The organism is Citrobacter sp. Cpo030 (assembly GCF_030333005.1).
Taxonomy (GTDB): domain Bacteria; phylum Pseudomonadota; class Gammaproteobacteria; order Enterobacterales; family Enterobacteriaceae; genus Citrobacter; species Citrobacter portucalensis.
Map to the genome: position 1 here is coordinate 60,290 of NZ_JAOWGT010000074.1, position 14,897 is coordinate 75,186.

The following is a 14,897-nucleotide window of genomic DNA, read 5'->3' on the forward strand; positions in this document are numbered from 1 at the left end:
CGCCATGAAAGAAAAGCCCTCTGCTGAAGTCAGGCTGGATAAATGGCTGTGGGCTGCACGCTTTTACAAAACGCGTGCGCTAGCCCGCGAAATGGTTGAAGGCGGTAAGGTGCACTACAACGGCCAGCGCAGTAAGCCAAGCAAGATTGTCGAGCTGAACGCCACCCTCACCCTGCGCCAGGGAAATGACGAGCGAACGGTCATTATCAAGGCCATTACCGAGCAGCGTCGCCCGGCAACGGAAGCCGTTACGCTGTATGAAGAAACCGCGGAAAGCGTGGAAAAACGCGAAAAAGTGGCGCTGGCGCGTAAACTTAACGCGTTAACCATGCCGCACCCGGACAGGCGACCGGACAAAAAAGAGCGCCGCGACCTGTTACGATTTAAACACGGCGACAGCGAGTGACTGTCACCTGCAAGAGAGATGATTATGCCGCAACATGACCAATTACATCGTTATCTGTTTGAAAACTTTGCCGTGCGCGGCGAACTGGTGACCGTTTCGGAAACCCTGCAACAGATCCTCGAAAATCATACTTACCCGCAACCGGTCAAAAACGTACTGGCTGAGCTACTGGTTGCCACCAGCCTGCTCACCGCCACGCTGAAATTTGCCGGTGATATCACTGTGCAGTTGCAGGGTGATGGTCCGCTGAGCCTGGCCGTCATCAACGGCAACAACAATCAGCAGATGCGCGGCGTGGCCCGCATGCAGGGTGATATTCCTGAAGATGCCGACCTGAAAACGCTGGTGGGCAACGGCTACCTGGTGATCACCATTACCCCGGAAGAAGGCGAGCGTTATCAAGGCGTGGTCGGTCTGGAAGGTGACACGCTGGCAGCGTGTCTGGAAGATTACTTCATGCGTTCTGAACAGCTGCCGACACGCCTGTTCATCCGCACTGGCGACGTTGATGGCAAACCCGCTGCTGGCGGAATGCTGCTGCAGGTAATGCCGGCGCAAAACGCGCAGGCAGATGATTTCGATCACCTGACAGCCCTGACTGAAACCATCAAAGCCGAAGAGCTGCTGACTCTGCCGGCCAACGAAGTGCTGTGGCGCCTGTACCACGAAGAAGAAGTTACTCTCTACGATCCGCAGGACGTTGAGTTCAAATGCACCTGTTCACGCGAACGCTGCGCAGGCGCACTGAAAACGTTGCCGGACGAAGAAGTGGACAGCATTCTGGCGGAAGAAGGCGAGATCGATATGCACTGCGATTACTGCGGTAGTCACTATCTGTTTAACGCCATGGATATTGCTGAGATCCGCAGCAATGCCTCCCCTGCCGATCCCCAGGTGCATTAATCACTGTCTTGCCTGATGGCACGGCGCTTATCAGGCCTACGGAAAAACTGTCGTAGGCCTGATAAGACGTTCACGCTGCCATCCGGCAAAAACGATGTCGGCAACACACTCACTCGGTGTAATAAGTCATTGGCAGTCTTTTGCCATCAATAGTGATATCCCGCCAGATTCTGGGTGCTGAACCCAGTTGCTGATTCGCCACCGCCTGCAGCAATTTATCCTTATTGAATCCTTCAGGTAGCCTGGCAACCGCTAACAAATCCCATTTGTTTTTCTGCATGCCGAAGACCAGACTCTCCCCATCGCCAAAGGCATATAACACCTGCTCAGGATGACCATCCGCATTGAGGTCCTGACTCACCAGTACGCACGCATTCTGCTCAGCACAAGAGGTGATGCGATACCCCTGTGTTTTGACAAACACCCAGAACGCATCGTCTGGCTTCTGGCTCCCCGGAGCCATCACAACCTTCGATACTAACTGTGTTGCGGTTAGCTCTTTAACCGGATCCCGGCGCCCTTGCAGCAGAGAATTCAAGTCGCGTCTGCGTTTACTGTCTTGATTAAACGCCACATCTTTTTGTAATGCTTCCAACGCTGCGCGCCCCGGTTTTCCGCTGTGATCCAACATATACAGGCTGACTTGATCCGGTTTAATTTTCCCGCTGTGATACAACCCCATATGGCTGTTAACGCTGATGCGCCAGGCATCAATAACCGGCGATGACAGCAGAACCAACAGCCCCAACGCCAGCAACGAAACGCCAAGAATGACCGGCCCCTGAAGCTCAAGCGGATTGCGCCCGCGGCGCAAAATGCTGGCCAGATAGCCAAACGACCATACCAGCAGCACCACGACCACCAGCACGCCATAAACGCGCTCAGGCGTCCAACCGTACTGCTGTATTCGCACCCACAGTGACCAACCGGCAATCAGCATATAGATGGGCGCGACAATCAGAGAGCATTTGATCAGGTAGCGTAACGCGCCAGGATAGGGTAACGCCTCTTTTTGCGGTTCACGCACGATAGCTATCAACAGCAACAGGAGCAGCGTCAGCGTTGACATCAACCCAGCCGCAGACACGCGTTGCGAAATAGCCTCCAGCCCGGTGAAGGGTAAGGTCAGTATGAACATCAGCGCCAACAGCGCGACCAGAGGTAACAGACCGGTGGCGATAAACGTCAGTAATTTTTGTACCGCCGTGACCAGACGCGACTGTGTACGGGCCAGTACCACTGCCAGTGCGGTAATCAGACCAAAGGCCACATAGCCAAACCAGTCGGTATCAAAGAAGAGCGTGCTGAAGAAGGGAATACCGACCAGCTTAAACATCTCGCTCCATAGCAGGAGCACCAGCCAGAACAAACCGTTGGCGACAAAGACAATCAGCAACGTCAACGCATTAAGCCACAATTGCCGATAAAAATGCGGGTAACGCGCCTGCTCACGAGAGACATGAAGCGAGTACTGAATCCAGGGCAAAGCCAGCATCGCCATCAGCAGTAAGCGCCAACCGTAGAACATAAAAACTTCATGTTGCCGCCACTTATCACTGTCCTCGACTTGCCACTTTAGCCAGACGCTCATCGCCAGCACGACAACAAAGATCAACGCCATCCAGTACCACAGCGCGCGTTGTTTGAAAGAAACAACAGTAAGCAAAAGGGCCGAGGTGATCGCAATCGTCGCAGGCAGGCCATAGAACAGCCAGCCGTCATTATGGGGCGCCAGATATGTCATCAGCAGATAGCATAATGTCCCCTGCAACAGGCCGATAAATATCATGCCCCAACGCGTCGTACGTGAAATTTCAGCACTATCCATGTCAGTTTCCAGAATGAAGGGAAAAGCTAATTATCGCATCAACTTCACAATTTTGAGCATTGGTAGAACGATTTCGGACTACGACGACGGGAAGTGAATCGATATTGTTTATGTATAACCCACGCTCATTTCTTACATGAATGCGATTACACTCACAAGATTTCCGCCAAAAACACTCTCCATTAACGTTTTAAGAACATTTTCCACAACAAAAAAGGGTTTCCTGCCATAATATCTGCCTCTTTGTGACAGGAGTCGCAGCGCATTCGGTCGCCCGTGTTTTTCCCGGATGCGTAAATCTATGAGCCTTGTCGCGGTTAACAATCCCTAAAAAACCTTACTATTCCAGGTAATACATATTGGCTAAGGAGCAGTGAAATGCGTGTGAACAACAGTTTAACCCCGCAAGATCTCAAGGCTTATGGTATCAATGACGTTCAGGATATCGTTTACAATCCAGACTACGACACGCTTTTCCAGGAAGAACTTGATCCAAACCTGGAAGGTTATGAACGTGGCGTGTTAACGAATCTGGGCGCCGTTGCCGTTGATACCGGTATCTTTACCGGACGTTCGCCAAAGGATAAGTACATTGTCCGTGACGACACCACGCGCGACACGCTGTGGTGGTCCGACAAAGGTAAAGGTAAGAACGACAACAAACCGCTCTCTCCGGAAACCTGGCAGCATCTGAAAGGATTAGTCACCCAGCAACTTTCCGGCAAGCGCCTGTTTATCATTGATGCTTTCTGCGGCGCTAACGCCGATACCCGTCTTTCCGTGCGCTTCATTACCGAAGTTGCCTGGCAGGCGCATTTTGTCAAAAACATGTTCATCCGCCCAAGCGACGAAGAGCTGGTTGATTTCAAACCTGATTTCATCGTGATGAACGGCGCTAAATGCACCAACCCGCAGTGGAAAGAGCAGGGTCTGAACTCCGAAAACTTCGTGGCTTTCAACCTGACTGAGCGTATCCAGTTGATTGGTGGCACTTGGTACGGCGGCGAAATGAAGAAAGGTATGTTCTCCGTAATGAACTACCTGCTGCCGCTGAAAGGCATTGCCTCCATGCACTGCTCAGCAAACGTTGGGAAAAAAGGCGATGTGGCAGTCTTCTTTGGCCTGTCCGGCACCGGTAAAACCACGCTGTCCACCGACCCGAAACGTCGCCTGATTGGCGATGACGAACACGGCTGGGATGACGACGGCGTGTTTAACTTCGAAGGCGGTTGCTACGCGAAGACCATCAAACTGTCTAAAGATGCCGAGCCGGAAATCTACAACGCGATCCGTCGTGACGCGCTGCTGGAAAACGTCACCGTGCGCGAAGATGGTTCCATCGATTTCGATGATGGTTCAAAAACTGAGAACACCCGCGTTTCCTACCCGATTTATCACATCGATAATATCGTTAAGCCGGTGTCAAAAGCGGGCCATGCTACCAAAGTGATCTTCCTGACCGCCGACGCATTTGGCGTGCTGCCGCCGGTTTCTCGCCTGACGGCAGACCAAACGCAGTACCACTTCCTGTCTGGCTTCACCGCCAAACTGGCCGGTACCGAACGCGGCGTCACCGAACCGACCCCGACCTTCTCTGCCTGTTTCGGCGCAGCATTCCTGTCTCTGCACCCAACGCAGTACGCAGAAGTACTGGTGAAACGTATGCAGGCGGCAGGTGCGCAGGCGTATCTGGTTAACACCGGCTGGAACGGTACCGGCAAGCGTATCTCTATCAAAGATACCCGTGCGATTATCGACGCCATCCTGAACGGTTCGCTGGATGACGCGGAAACGTTCCGTCTGCCGATGTTTGACCTGGCTATCCCGACCGAGCTGCCGGGTGTGGACACTCGCATTCTCGATCCGCGTAATACCTACGCATCTCCGGAGCAGTGGCAGGAAAAAGCCAACGCACTGGCGAAACTGTTTATCGAGAACTTCGAGAAATACACCGACACCCCTGCGGGTGAAGCGCTGGTTAGCGCCGGACCGAAGCTGTAACGAAAAGTGCCGGATGGCGGTTTCGCCTTATCCGGCCTACAGCAACAAAAAGGGAGGCATTTCGCCTCCCTTTGTTATGCGTCTTTCGTGTTGCCCGGCGCGCGAGTGAAGGGCACCGGAAGCCATGCACGAATCGACAGCCCACCGCGTTCACTGGTACCAATCTCCAGCATCCCGTTATGGTTATCAATAATACGCTGCACAATCGCCAGACCCAGGCCCGTACCGCTGGTACTGCGCGCGCTGTCTCCGCGGACAAACGGCTGGAACAGGTGCTTACGCTGCTCCGGCTTGATGCCCGGACCATCATCTTCTACCTGGAACCAGGCGCGATGCTGCTCCATTCCGCTACTGACCTTAATCCAGCCGTTGCCGTAGCGGGCGGCGTTAACCACCATATTGGCAACCGCACGCTTGATCGACAGCGGGTGCATCTTCACCTGAATGCTGCCCGGCAGCAACGCAGTTTCGATTTCACGTTCGTAGCCGCTTTCTGCCGCAACCACTTCACCCAGCACCGAGTTCAGATCCGCCATCTCCATTGGCATCTCCTGACCGGTACGCAGGTAGTCGATGAACTGCTCGATGATGGCGTTACACTCTTCGATGTCCTTATTGATGGACTCCGCAAGATAACCGTCCTCTTCGCCCATCATTTCCGTCGCCAGACGAATACGCGTCAGCGGGGTACGTAAATCGTGGCTCACGCCCGCCATTAACAGCGTACGGTCATCGGCCAGCTGCTTCACGCCCGCAGCCATATGGTTAAAGGCTCGGGTTACGGAGCGCACCTCCGAAGCGCCATACTCACGCAACGGCGGCGGAATGATACCTTTCCCCACCTGCAGCGCCGCATGTTCAAGATCCACCAATGGCCGGTTCTGGATACGGATAAACAACCAGGCCCCACCGATAGCCAACAGCATAATCGCCAGCGTATAGCGGAATAGCGGTGAGAAGTCGCCCTGATGAATTTCCGTAAGCGGCACGCGTACCCAGATATTGGGCGACAGCCAGGTTTTCAACCACACGACCGGCGAGCTTTTGTTTACCTCAACGCGGACTTCCGTTGGGCCACCCAGTTGCTGCGCCATCTGATGGCTTAAGAATTCATAGTGTTGCGCCCAACGCAGTCCGGCTTCTTCAGCGGCCTCGTTGGAATAGAGGGAAATACCCAGCTCACGATAAATTTCCCGGCGGAATGCGGGCGGCACCACCAATTGCGTACCGTCCTCCAGCTGCAGTTTATCGGTCATCAGCATACGAACTTCGTACGCCAGGACCTTATTAAACTGCTGGAGGCTCGGCAGAATCGCGAAGTTCAGCACTACCAGGTATGTCGTCACCAGGCTGGCAAACAGCAAGGTGACGATGAGCAATAACGTGCGGGCAAACGAACTTCGTGGCGAGAAGCGCATTCGCCTCATGCTTTAGAACCGTCCGGAACAAAGACGTAGCCCAGACCCCATACGGTCTGAATGTAGCGTGGATGAGCCGGATCTTCTTCCACCATGCGGCGCAGACGGGAGATCTGGACGTCGATAGAACGTTCCATCGCAGAATATTCACGACCACGGGCGAGGTTCATCAGCTTGTCTCGCGACAGCGGCTCGCGCGGGTGGCTTACCAGCGCTTTCAGTACTGCAAATTCCCCGCTAGTGAGCGGCATCGGCTCATCTTCGCGGAACATTTCACGCGTACCGAGGTTCAGCTTGAACTTACCAAAAGCGATAACCGCTTCTTCCTGAGAAGGTGCGCCCGGCAGTTCATTCGCCTGACGACGCAGGACTGCGCGAATACGAGCCAGCAGCTCACGCGGGTTAAACGGTTTCGGGATGTAATCGTCGGCACCGATTTCCAGCCCTACGATACGGTCAACTTCTTCACCCTTCGCTGTGACCATAATGATCGGCATCGGGTTGCTCTGGCTGCGCAGGCGACGGCAAATAGACAGGCCATCTTCTCCAGGCAGCATTAAATCCAGCACCATCAGGTGAAAGGACTCACGGGTCAGCAGACGATCCATCTGCTCAGCGTTTGCGACGCTTCGAACCTGGAAGCCCTGCTCGGTCAGATAACGCTCCAGAAGCGCACGCAAGCGCATGTCGTCATCGACCACCAGAATCTTATAGTTCTCTTGCATTGTTATTACTCCCAAAGGTTCGCAACAATTAAGTGTATATTCTTAAGAAAGCTAACGTGAGTCACCAGCGAATTCTGGTATGAATTCCAGGCTAAATTGTTACAAAGCATATTAAACAGCAGCTTAAGTATACAATGTTTCTCGCAATACATTATTTATTCTGTTGATATGCTCACGTAATACTAATTGTGCGCATCATCACAGAGTCGAAGGTAAAACAATAAGATGAAAACGCCCCTGATAACCCGTGAAGGGTATGAAAAACTTAAACAAGAGCTGAATTATCTCTGGCGTGAAGAGCGCCCGGAAGTCACCAAAAAAGTTACCTGGGCTGCAAGTCTGGGTGACCGCAGCGAAAATGCCGACTACCAGTATAATAAAAAGCGCCTGCGTGAGATCGACCGCCGCGTCCGTTATTTGACCAAGTGCATGGAGAATCTAAAAATCGTCGATTACTCCCCGCAGCAGGAAGGCAAAGTCTTCTTTGGCGCATGGGTTGAGATTGAAAATGACGATGGCGACATCCGCAAATTCCGTATTGTTGGCTACGATGAGATCTTCGGTCGTAAGGATTACATCTCAATCGACTCACCAATGGCGCGGGCGCTATTGAAAAAAGAGGTCGGCGATCTCGCAGTAGTAAACACCCCAGGTGGCGAAGCCAGCTGGTACGTGAATGAGATTGAATACGTGAAGTGAGACCGGAACAATCCGAAGCCCCGGCAGATGGCTGGCATTTTTGCCAGTCAATCCGTATAACTATCCCCTGATTTTTTATCCTATAGACGAAGCTATCCATGATGAATGATTCTTTCTGCCGCATTATCGCAGGTGAAATTCAGGCTCGTGCTGAACAGGTAGAAGCTGCCGTTCGCCTGCTTGACGAAGGGAACACCGTGCCGTTTATCGCACGATATCGTAAGGAAATCACCGGCGGTCTGGACGATACGCAACTGCGTAATCTGGAAACCCGTCTGGGATATCTGCGTGAACTGGAAGACCGCCGTCAGGCAATCCTGAAATCTATCGGCGAGCAAGGCAAACTGACTGACGATCTGGCGAAAGCGATCAACGGCACGTTAAGTAAGACCGAACTCGAAGATCTCTATCTGCCGTATAAACCAAAGCGCCGCACCCGTGGGCAGATCGCCATTGAGGCTGGACTGGAGCCGCTGGCAGACCTGCTGTGGAACGAACCGTCTCACGACCCGGAAACGGAAGCCGCAAAATATCTCAACGCCGAAAACGGCGTGGCGGATACCAAAGCCGCCCTCGACGGCGCGCGCTACATTCTAATGGAGCGCTTCGCTGAAGATGCTGCTCTGCTGGCGAAAGTACGTGATTATCTGTGGAAAAACGCCCACCTGGTCGCCACCGTGGTAAGCGGTAAAGAAGAGGAAGGCGCTAAGTTCCGCGACTACTTCGATCACCACGAACCGATTTCTACCGTGCCATCCCACCGTGCGCTGGCCATGTTCCGTGGTCGTAACGAAGGCGTGTTACAGCTTTCACTGAATGCCGATCCGCAATTCGATGAGCCACCAAAAGAGAGCCACGGCGAGCAGATTATCCGGGATCATCTGGGGCTGCGCCTGAACAACGCCCCAGCAGACAGCTGGCGTAAAGGCGTGGTTAGCTGGACCTGGCGCATCAAAGTGCTGATGCACCTCGAAACGGAGCTGATGGGTACCGTGCGCGAACGTGCGGAAGATGAAGCTATCAACGTCTTTGCCCGTAACCTGCATGACCTGCTGATGGCCGCTCCGGCCGGGCTGCGCGCCACCATGGGCCTCGATCCAGGTCTGCGTACCGGTGTAAAAGTGGCAGTGGTTGACGGTACCGGCAAGCTGGTCGCGACCGACACTATTTATCCGCATACCGGTCAGGCCGCCAAAGCCGCCGTTGCCGTTGCGACGCTGTGTGAAAAACACAACGTTGAACTGGTGGCGATTGGTAACGGTACGGCATCGCGCGAAACCGAGCGTTTCTTCCTCGACGTGCAAAAGCAGTTCCCGCAAGTGACCGCGCAGAAAGTGATCGTCAGTGAAGCCGGCGCGTCGGTTTACTCTGCATCCGAACTGGCGGCGCTGGAGTTCCCGGACCTCGACGTATCTCTGCGTGGCGCGGTGTCTATCGCCCGTCGTCTGCAGGATCCGCTGGCTGAGCTGGTGAAAATCGATCCGAAATCTATCGGCGTGGGCCAGTATCAGCACGACGTAAGCCAGACTCAGTTGGCGCGTAAGCTGGATGCGGTGGTGGAAGACTGCGTGAACGCCGTCGGCGTCGATCTGAATACCGCCTCCGTACCGCTGCTGACCCGTGTTGCTGGTCTGACGCGCATGATGGCGCAGAATATCGTTGCCTGGCGTGATGAGAACGGTCAATTCCAGAACCGTCAGCAACTGTTAAAAGTCAGCCGTCTTGGACCTAAAGCCTTTGAACAGTGCGCGGGCTTCCTGCGTATCAACCACGGCGATAACCCGCTGGATGCCTCTACCGTCCACCCGGAAGCTTATCCGGTTGTGGAACGCATTCTGGCCGCCACCGAGCAATCGTTGCGTGATCTGATGGGTAACAGCAGCGAATTGCGCAATCTGAAACCCGCTGATTTTACCGACGAACGCTTCGGGGTGCCGACCGTCACCGACATCATCAAAGAGCTGGAAAAGCCGGGCCGCGATCCGCGTCCTGAATTTAAAACCGCACAGTTTGCTGATGGCGTCGAAACCATGAACGACCTGCTGCCGGGAATGATTCTGGAAGGTGCTGTCACCAACGTTACCAACTTCGGCGCGTTTGTTGATATCGGCGTTCATCAGGATGGTCTGGTGCATATCTCTTCGCTGTCGAATAAGTTCGTCGAAGATCCACACACCGTGGTGAAAGCGGGCGACATTGTGAAGGTGAAAGTGCTGGAAGTGGACCTGCAACGTAAGCGTATCGCGCTGACCATGCGTCTGGACGAGCAGCCGGGTGAAACCAATGCGCGTCGCGGCGGCGGGAATAACGATCGCGCTCAGGGCAATCGCCCGGCACCAAAAGCGGCGAAACCGCGTGGCCGTGACGCACAGCCTACAGGCAACAGTGCGATGATGGATGCGTTGGCGGCGGCGATGGGTAAAAAACGCTAAGTTTAAACCCTGTGCCGGATGGTGGTGTAAACGCCCTGTCCGGCCAGGTTATCGCAATTAATTTGCAGGCCGGATAAGACGCATGAGCGTCGCCATCCGGCATATTTAATCTATGCCCCGCTTTGCACCACAATATATTTATCACTTCATTAACAGATGAAACCTTAATTAAACATTAAGATCCCCAATAATTACTTCCGCGAATCACTCGTTTCCAACCAGAATAAATATTGAGGAATATCAAAATTGGCTTAAATTATTATCCAATTGTACATTCCGTCACATTTATTCTATTGATGATAGAAACCATTCTCATTATCATTGATTTGTTGATTATTTACTCTTCCCTTACGTTGGCTAATCATCTGGTCTCATGCCGCCCTGTCGCCCCATGAGGTAATCATCCAGTTAGCGAGATATAAGTAGGTCCCTATGCAATTCACTCCTGACAGTGCGTGGAAAATTACCGGTTTTGCCCGTGAAATCAGCCCGGCTTATCGTCAGAAACTGTTGTCACTTGGCATGCTACCCGGCTCATCCTTCAACGTGGTACGCGTCGCCCCGCTCGGCGATCCTATCCATATCGAAACGCGTCGCGTAAGTCTGGTATTGCGTAAGAAGGATTTGGCGTTATTAGAAGTGGAAGCGGTTTCCTGTTAATACAGTGAGTCTATAAAAATGAAAAAACTAACCATTGGTTTAATTGGTAATCCTAATTCCGGCAAGACAACTTTATTCAACCAGCTCACCGGCGCGCGCCAGCGTGTAGGCAACTGGGCTGGCGTTACCGTTGAGCGTAAAGAAGGCCATTTCGCCACGACGGACCACCAGGTCACGCTGGTCGATTTACCCGGCACTTATTCTCTGACGACAATCTCATCCCAAACCTCTCTCGATGAGCAGATTGCCTGCCACTATATTTTAAGCGGCGACGCGGATCTGTTGATCAACGTGGTCGATGCTTCAAACCTTGAACGCAACCTCTACCTGACGTTGCAACTGCTTGAGCTGGGTATTCCCTGTATCGTTGCACTGAACATGCTGGATATTGCTGAGAAACAGCAAATCCGTATCGATATCGACGCCCTCTCCGCTCGTCTTGGCTGTCCGGTGGTTCCACTGGTTTCCACTCGTGCGCGCGGCATTGAAGCACTGAAGCTGGCGATCGATCGCTACAAAGAAAACGACACCGTTGAGCTGGTCCATTATGCCCAGCCGCTGCTGCAAGAAGCTGATTCCCTCGCCGACGCAATGGCCAAAGATATGCCGCTCAAACAGCGCCGCTGGCTAGGCCTGCAGATGCTCGAAGGCGATATCTACAGCCGTGCTTACGCCGGTGATGCAGCACAAAACCTTGATGCCGCTGTTGCTCGCCTGAGTGAGACAATGGACGACCCGGCGCTACATATTGCCGATGCACGTTACCAGTGCATTGCCGCTATCTGCGATACCGTCAGTAATACCCTGACGGCAGAGCCGAGCCGTTTCACCACAGCGGTAGATAAAATTATCCTCAACCGCTTCCTCGGTCTACCGATTTTCCTGTTCGTGATGTACCTGATGTTCCTGCTTGCCATCAACATTGGCGGCGCGCTGCAGCCGTTGTTTGATGTTGGCTCCGTGGCGCTCTTTATCCATGGTATTCAGTGGATTGGCTATACGCTGCATTTCCCGGACTGGCTGACTATCTTCCTGGCCCAGGGCCTTGGCGGCGGGATTAACACCGTGCTGCCGCTAGTACCGCAAATCGGCATGATGTATCTGTTCCTCTCTTTCCTTGAAGACTCCGGCTACATGGCGCGAGCCGCATTTGTGATGGACCGTCTAATGCAGGCGCTGGGACTGCCGGGGAAATCATTTGTCCCGCTGATCGTCGGCTTTGGTTGTAACGTACCGTCAGTGATGGGCGCGCGTACGCTGGACGCCCCGCGTGAGCGTCTGATGACCATCATGATGGCGCCGTTTATGTCCTGTGGCGCACGTCTGGCGATTTTCGCCGTCTTTGCCGCCGCGTTCTTTGGTCAGAACGGCGCGCTGGCGGTCTTCTCGCTGTACGTGCTGGGTATCGTTATGGCGGTGTTGACCGGCCTGATGCTCAAACACACCATCATGCGTGGCGAAGCAACGCCGTTCGTGATGGAGCTGCCGGTATATCACGTACCGCACATTAAGAGTCTGATCATTCAAACCTGGCAACGTCTGAAAGGCTTCGTTCTGCGTGCAGGTAAAGTCATCATCATCGTCAGCATTTTCCTCAGCGCGTTTAACAGCTTCTCACTGAGCGGAAAAATCGTCGACAACATCAACGACTCTGCTCTGGCTTCAGTTAGCCGCGTCATTACCCCGGTCTTTAAGCCGATTGGTGTTCACGAAGATAACTGGCAGGCAACCGTAGGTCTGTTCACCGGCGCGATGGCGAAAGAAGTGGTTGTCGGTACGCTGAACACGCTCTATACCGCAGAAAACATTCAGGAAGAAGAGTTCAACCCGGCAGATTTCCACCTCGGTGACGAGCTGCTCGGCGCGGTAGATGAAACCTGGCAAAGCCTGAAAGACACTTTCAGCCTGAGCGTGCTGGCTAACCCTATCGAAGCCAGCAAGGGCGACGGTGAAATGGCTACCGGTGCAATGGGCGTGATGGGCGAGAAATTTGGCAGCGCCGCCGCCGCGTACAGCTATCTGATCTTTGTTCTGCTGTATGTACCGTGCATTTCAGTGATGGGCGCTATCGCACGTGAATCCAGCCGTGGCTGGATGAGCTTCTCGATTCTGTGGGGCCTGAATATCGCCTACTCTCTGTCGACGCTGTTTTATCAGACGGTCAGCTACAAAGAACACCCGACCTACAGCCTGGTGTGCATTTTAGCGGTCATCCTGTTTAACATCGTGTTGCTGGGCCTGCTGCGTCGCGCTCGTAGCCGCGTGGACCTCGCACTGCTGGCAACCAACAGAACGGCGAGTTCCTGCTGTTCCAGCACGACTGGCGATTGCCACTAAGGTTATCGACAATGGCATCGCTTATTCAGGTTCGTGATTTACTGGCTTTGCGGGGGCGCATGGAGGCGACACAAATTAGCCACACGCTGCATACCCCGCAGCCCATGATTGACGCCATGCTGAATCAGTTAGAAAAGATGGGCAAAGCGGTGCGGATTCAGGAAGATGCCGACGGGTGTCTTTCCGGAAGCTGCAAAAGTTGCCCAGAAGGTAAAGCCTGCCTGCGCGAGTGGTGGGCTTTACGCTAATCAGATGCTCTTTGCCGGATGGCGCTACGCTTATCCGGCCTACAAATGATGCAAACGTCCAGGCCGGATAACGCGTTTACGCTGATATCCAGCTTTTTTGCGAAATGGATTCCACGCAGATTTCATTATTTCAGCAAAAAAGATCTATCCTCCAGCCAGCCACGCATCGTTATTAATTCGTGGATGATTACTGGTAACCTGGGAAGTAGAGTCTCGTCATCTTTTTTCTCAGGTGACGGATCGCCATGAATACTGACACGACTGCTACGCCGCATGACGCGATTTTCAAAACGTTCTTAAACCACCCGGCGACCGCACGCGACTTTCTTCAGCTTCATCTTCCAGCCTCTTTGCAAAAACTTTGCGATCTTAAAACGCTGCAACTGGAATCGGGTAGCTTTATTGAGGACGATTTGCGCGCGTACTACTCTGATGTGCTGTGGTCGTTAAAAACTCGCGAAGGTGATGGCTATATTTATACCATCATTGAGCATCAGAGCACCACGGATAGCCATATGGCATTTCGACTGATGCGTTACGCCATTGCGGTAATGCATCGTCATTTGGCGGCAGGCCACAAGAAACTCCCGCTGGTGATACCCATGCTTTTTTATCATGGCTCAGCAAGCCCATACCCCTATTCACTTTGTTGGCTGGACGAGTTTGATGACCCGGAGTCCGCCAGACAACTTTATAGCACCGCGTTTCCACTGATCGATATCACTGTTGTGCCCGATGACGAGATTATGCAGCATCGCCGGGTGGCGCTGTTGGAGCTCATCCAAAAGCATATTCGTAAACGCGATTTGATGGGGCTGGTAGAAAAACTGGCCATCCTGCTTGTTAAAGGACACGCTAATGACAACCAGTTGAAAGCCTTGTTTAATTATTTAATGCAGGCCGGTAACACCACACATTTTGCCGAGTTTCTTCATGAAGTCGCCGAACGTTTACCCCAACATAAGGACAAGTTGATGACTATCGCCGAAAGATTACGACAGGAAGGGCACCTTAATGGTCTTCAGGAAGGCCATAGGAAAGGGTTGCAAGAAGGGTTGCAAACGGGTCTGCAACAAGGCAAACGAGAGGAAGCATTACGTATTGCATCAACTATGCAGGCTGATGGTATAGACCCACTAACCATCTTCAGAATTACTGGCCTGACCGCTGAGGATCTGGCTACGCGCAGCCATTAATCTCAGGCCCGGCGAGCATGGCACCACCGGGCAACACATCAAAT

The 14,897-nt window shown here is 53.2% G+C and carries 12 protein-coding genes; 9 read left to right on the forward strand and 3 right to left on the reverse strand.

The features are described 5' to 3' along the window. The first annotated feature begins 4 nt into the window (after positions 1-4). A complete protein-coding gene (gene hslR / locus OGY37_RS19630; protein ID WP_016157639.1) occupies positions 5-406 on the forward strand; it encodes a ribosome-associated heat shock protein Hsp15 in 402 nt (133 codons plus the stop codon). A 24-nt stretch (positions 407-430) separates the two neighbouring features. Beyond that, positions 431-1,309: an Hsp33 family molecular chaperone HslO gene (hslO, locus tag OGY37_RS19635; RefSeq protein WP_003023531.1), complete on the forward strand. Its 879-nt coding sequence runs from the start codon at positions 431-433 to the stop codon at positions 1,307-1,309. Between the two features lie 109 nt (positions 1,310-1,418). On the opposite strand, the gene OGY37_RS19640 is transcribed toward hslO, so the two are convergent. Further along, positions 1,419-3,137, reverse strand: coding sequence for a DUF4153 domain-containing protein (locus OGY37_RS19640; protein ID WP_286621635.1), 1,719 nt, complete (start codon positions 3,135-3,137; stop codon positions 1,419-1,421). A 378-nt stretch (positions 3,138-3,515) separates the two neighbouring features. Between OGY37_RS19640 and pckA the strand changes: the two genes are divergently transcribed. Then, a complete protein-coding gene (gene pckA, locus OGY37_RS19645) occupies positions 3,516-5,138 on the forward strand; it encodes a phosphoenolpyruvate carboxykinase (ATP) (RefSeq protein ID WP_286621638.1) in 1,623 nt (540 codons plus the stop codon). A gap of 74 nt (positions 5,139-5,212) precedes the next feature. Here the strand turns inward: pckA and envZ are convergent, their stop codons facing one another. Next, on the reverse strand, positions 5,213-6,565 hold the full coding sequence (gene envZ / locus OGY37_RS19650) for a two-component system sensor histidine kinase EnvZ (RefSeq protein ID WP_003827658.1): 1,353 nt from the start codon (positions 6,563-6,565) through the stop codon (positions 5,213-5,215). Further along, the gene (gene ompR, locus OGY37_RS19655; RefSeq protein WP_001157751.1) at positions 6,562-7,281 is read right to left on the reverse strand and encodes an osmolarity response regulator transcription factor OmpR; all 720 of its coding nucleotides are present in this window, start codon (positions 7,279-7,281) and stop codon (positions 6,562-6,564) included. The genes envZ and ompR overlap by 4 nt, the downstream gene beginning before the upstream one ends. Positions 7,282-7,506: 225 nt before the next feature. Between ompR and greB the strand changes: the two genes are divergently transcribed. The 6 genes from greB to OGY37_RS19685 all read left to right on the forward strand — a co-directional run bounded on the left by greB (position 7,507) and on the right by OGY37_RS19685 (position 14,853). Further along, the gene (gene greB, locus OGY37_RS19660) at positions 7,507-7,980 is read left to right on the forward strand and encodes a transcription elongation factor GreB (RefSeq protein WP_003023524.1); all 474 of its coding nucleotides are present in this window, start codon (positions 7,507-7,509) and stop codon (positions 7,978-7,980) included. Between the two features lie 98 nt (positions 7,981-8,078). After that, positions 8,079-10,412: a Tex family protein gene (locus OGY37_RS19665; RefSeq protein WP_148361389.1), complete on the forward strand. Its 2,334-nt coding sequence runs from the start codon at positions 8,079-8,081 to the stop codon at positions 10,410-10,412. 432 nt (positions 10,413-10,844) lie between these two features. Next, positions 10,845-11,072, forward strand: coding sequence for a ferrous iron transporter A (feoA, locus tag OGY37_RS19670; RefSeq protein WP_003023519.1), 228 nt, complete (start codon positions 10,845-10,847; stop codon positions 11,070-11,072). A gap of 18 nt (positions 11,073-11,090) precedes the next feature. Next, positions 11,091-13,409 (forward strand): Fe(2+) transporter permease subunit FeoB, encoded by a 2,319-nt coding sequence (gene feoB / locus OGY37_RS19675; RefSeq protein ID WP_003827652.1) that lies wholly within the window; start codon positions 11,091-11,093, stop codon positions 13,407-13,409. 11 nt (positions 13,410-13,420) lie between these two features. Further along, positions 13,421-13,657 (forward strand): [Fe-S]-dependent transcriptional repressor FeoC, encoded by a 237-nt coding sequence (feoC, locus tag OGY37_RS19680; RefSeq protein WP_003023516.1) that lies wholly within the window; start codon positions 13,421-13,423, stop codon positions 13,655-13,657. A gap of 245 nt (positions 13,658-13,902) precedes the next feature. Beyond that, the gene (locus OGY37_RS19685; RefSeq protein ID WP_286621639.1) at positions 13,903-14,853 is read left to right on the forward strand and encodes an Rpn family recombination-promoting nuclease/putative transposase; all 951 of its coding nucleotides are present in this window, start codon (positions 13,903-13,905) and stop codon (positions 14,851-14,853) included. Positions 14,854-14,897 lie beyond the last annotated feature (44 nt).

Coding starts and splice junctions, on each gene's coding strand:
- hslR (WP_016157639.1), top strand. CDS start 5: ATGAAAGAAAAGCCCTCTGCTGAAGTCAGGCTGGATAAATGGCTGTGG.
- hslO (WP_003023531.1), top strand. CDS start 431: ATGCCGCAACATGACCAATTACATCGTTATCTGTTTGAAAACTTTGCC.
- OGY37_RS19640 (WP_286621635.1), bottom strand. CDS start 3,137: ATGGATAGTGCTGAAATTTCACGTACGACGCGTTGGGGCATGATATTT.
- pckA (WP_286621638.1), top strand. CDS start 3,516: ATGCGTGTGAACAACAGTTTAACCCCGCAAGATCTCAAGGCTTATGGT.
- envZ (WP_003827658.1), bottom strand. CDS start 6,565: ATGAGGCGAATGCGCTTCTCGCCACGAAGTTCGTTTGCCCGCACGTTA.
- ompR (WP_001157751.1), bottom strand. CDS start 7,281: ATGCAAGAGAACTATAAGATTCTGGTGGTCGATGACGACATGCGCTTG.
- greB (WP_003023524.1), top strand. CDS start 7,507: ATGAAAACGCCCCTGATAACCCGTGAAGGGTATGAAAAACTTAAACAA.
- OGY37_RS19665 (WP_148361389.1), top strand. CDS start 8,079: ATGATGAATGATTCTTTCTGCCGCATTATCGCAGGTGAAATTCAGGCT.
- feoA (WP_003023519.1), top strand. CDS start 10,845: ATGCAATTCACTCCTGACAGTGCGTGGAAAATTACCGGTTTTGCCCGT.
- feoB (WP_003827652.1), top strand. CDS start 11,091: ATGAAAAAACTAACCATTGGTTTAATTGGTAATCCTAATTCCGGCAAG.
- feoC (WP_003023516.1), top strand. CDS start 13,421: ATGGCATCGCTTATTCAGGTTCGTGATTTACTGGCTTTGCGGGGGCGC.
- OGY37_RS19685 (WP_286621639.1), top strand. CDS start 13,903: ATGAATACTGACACGACTGCTACGCCGCATGACGCGATTTTCAAAACG.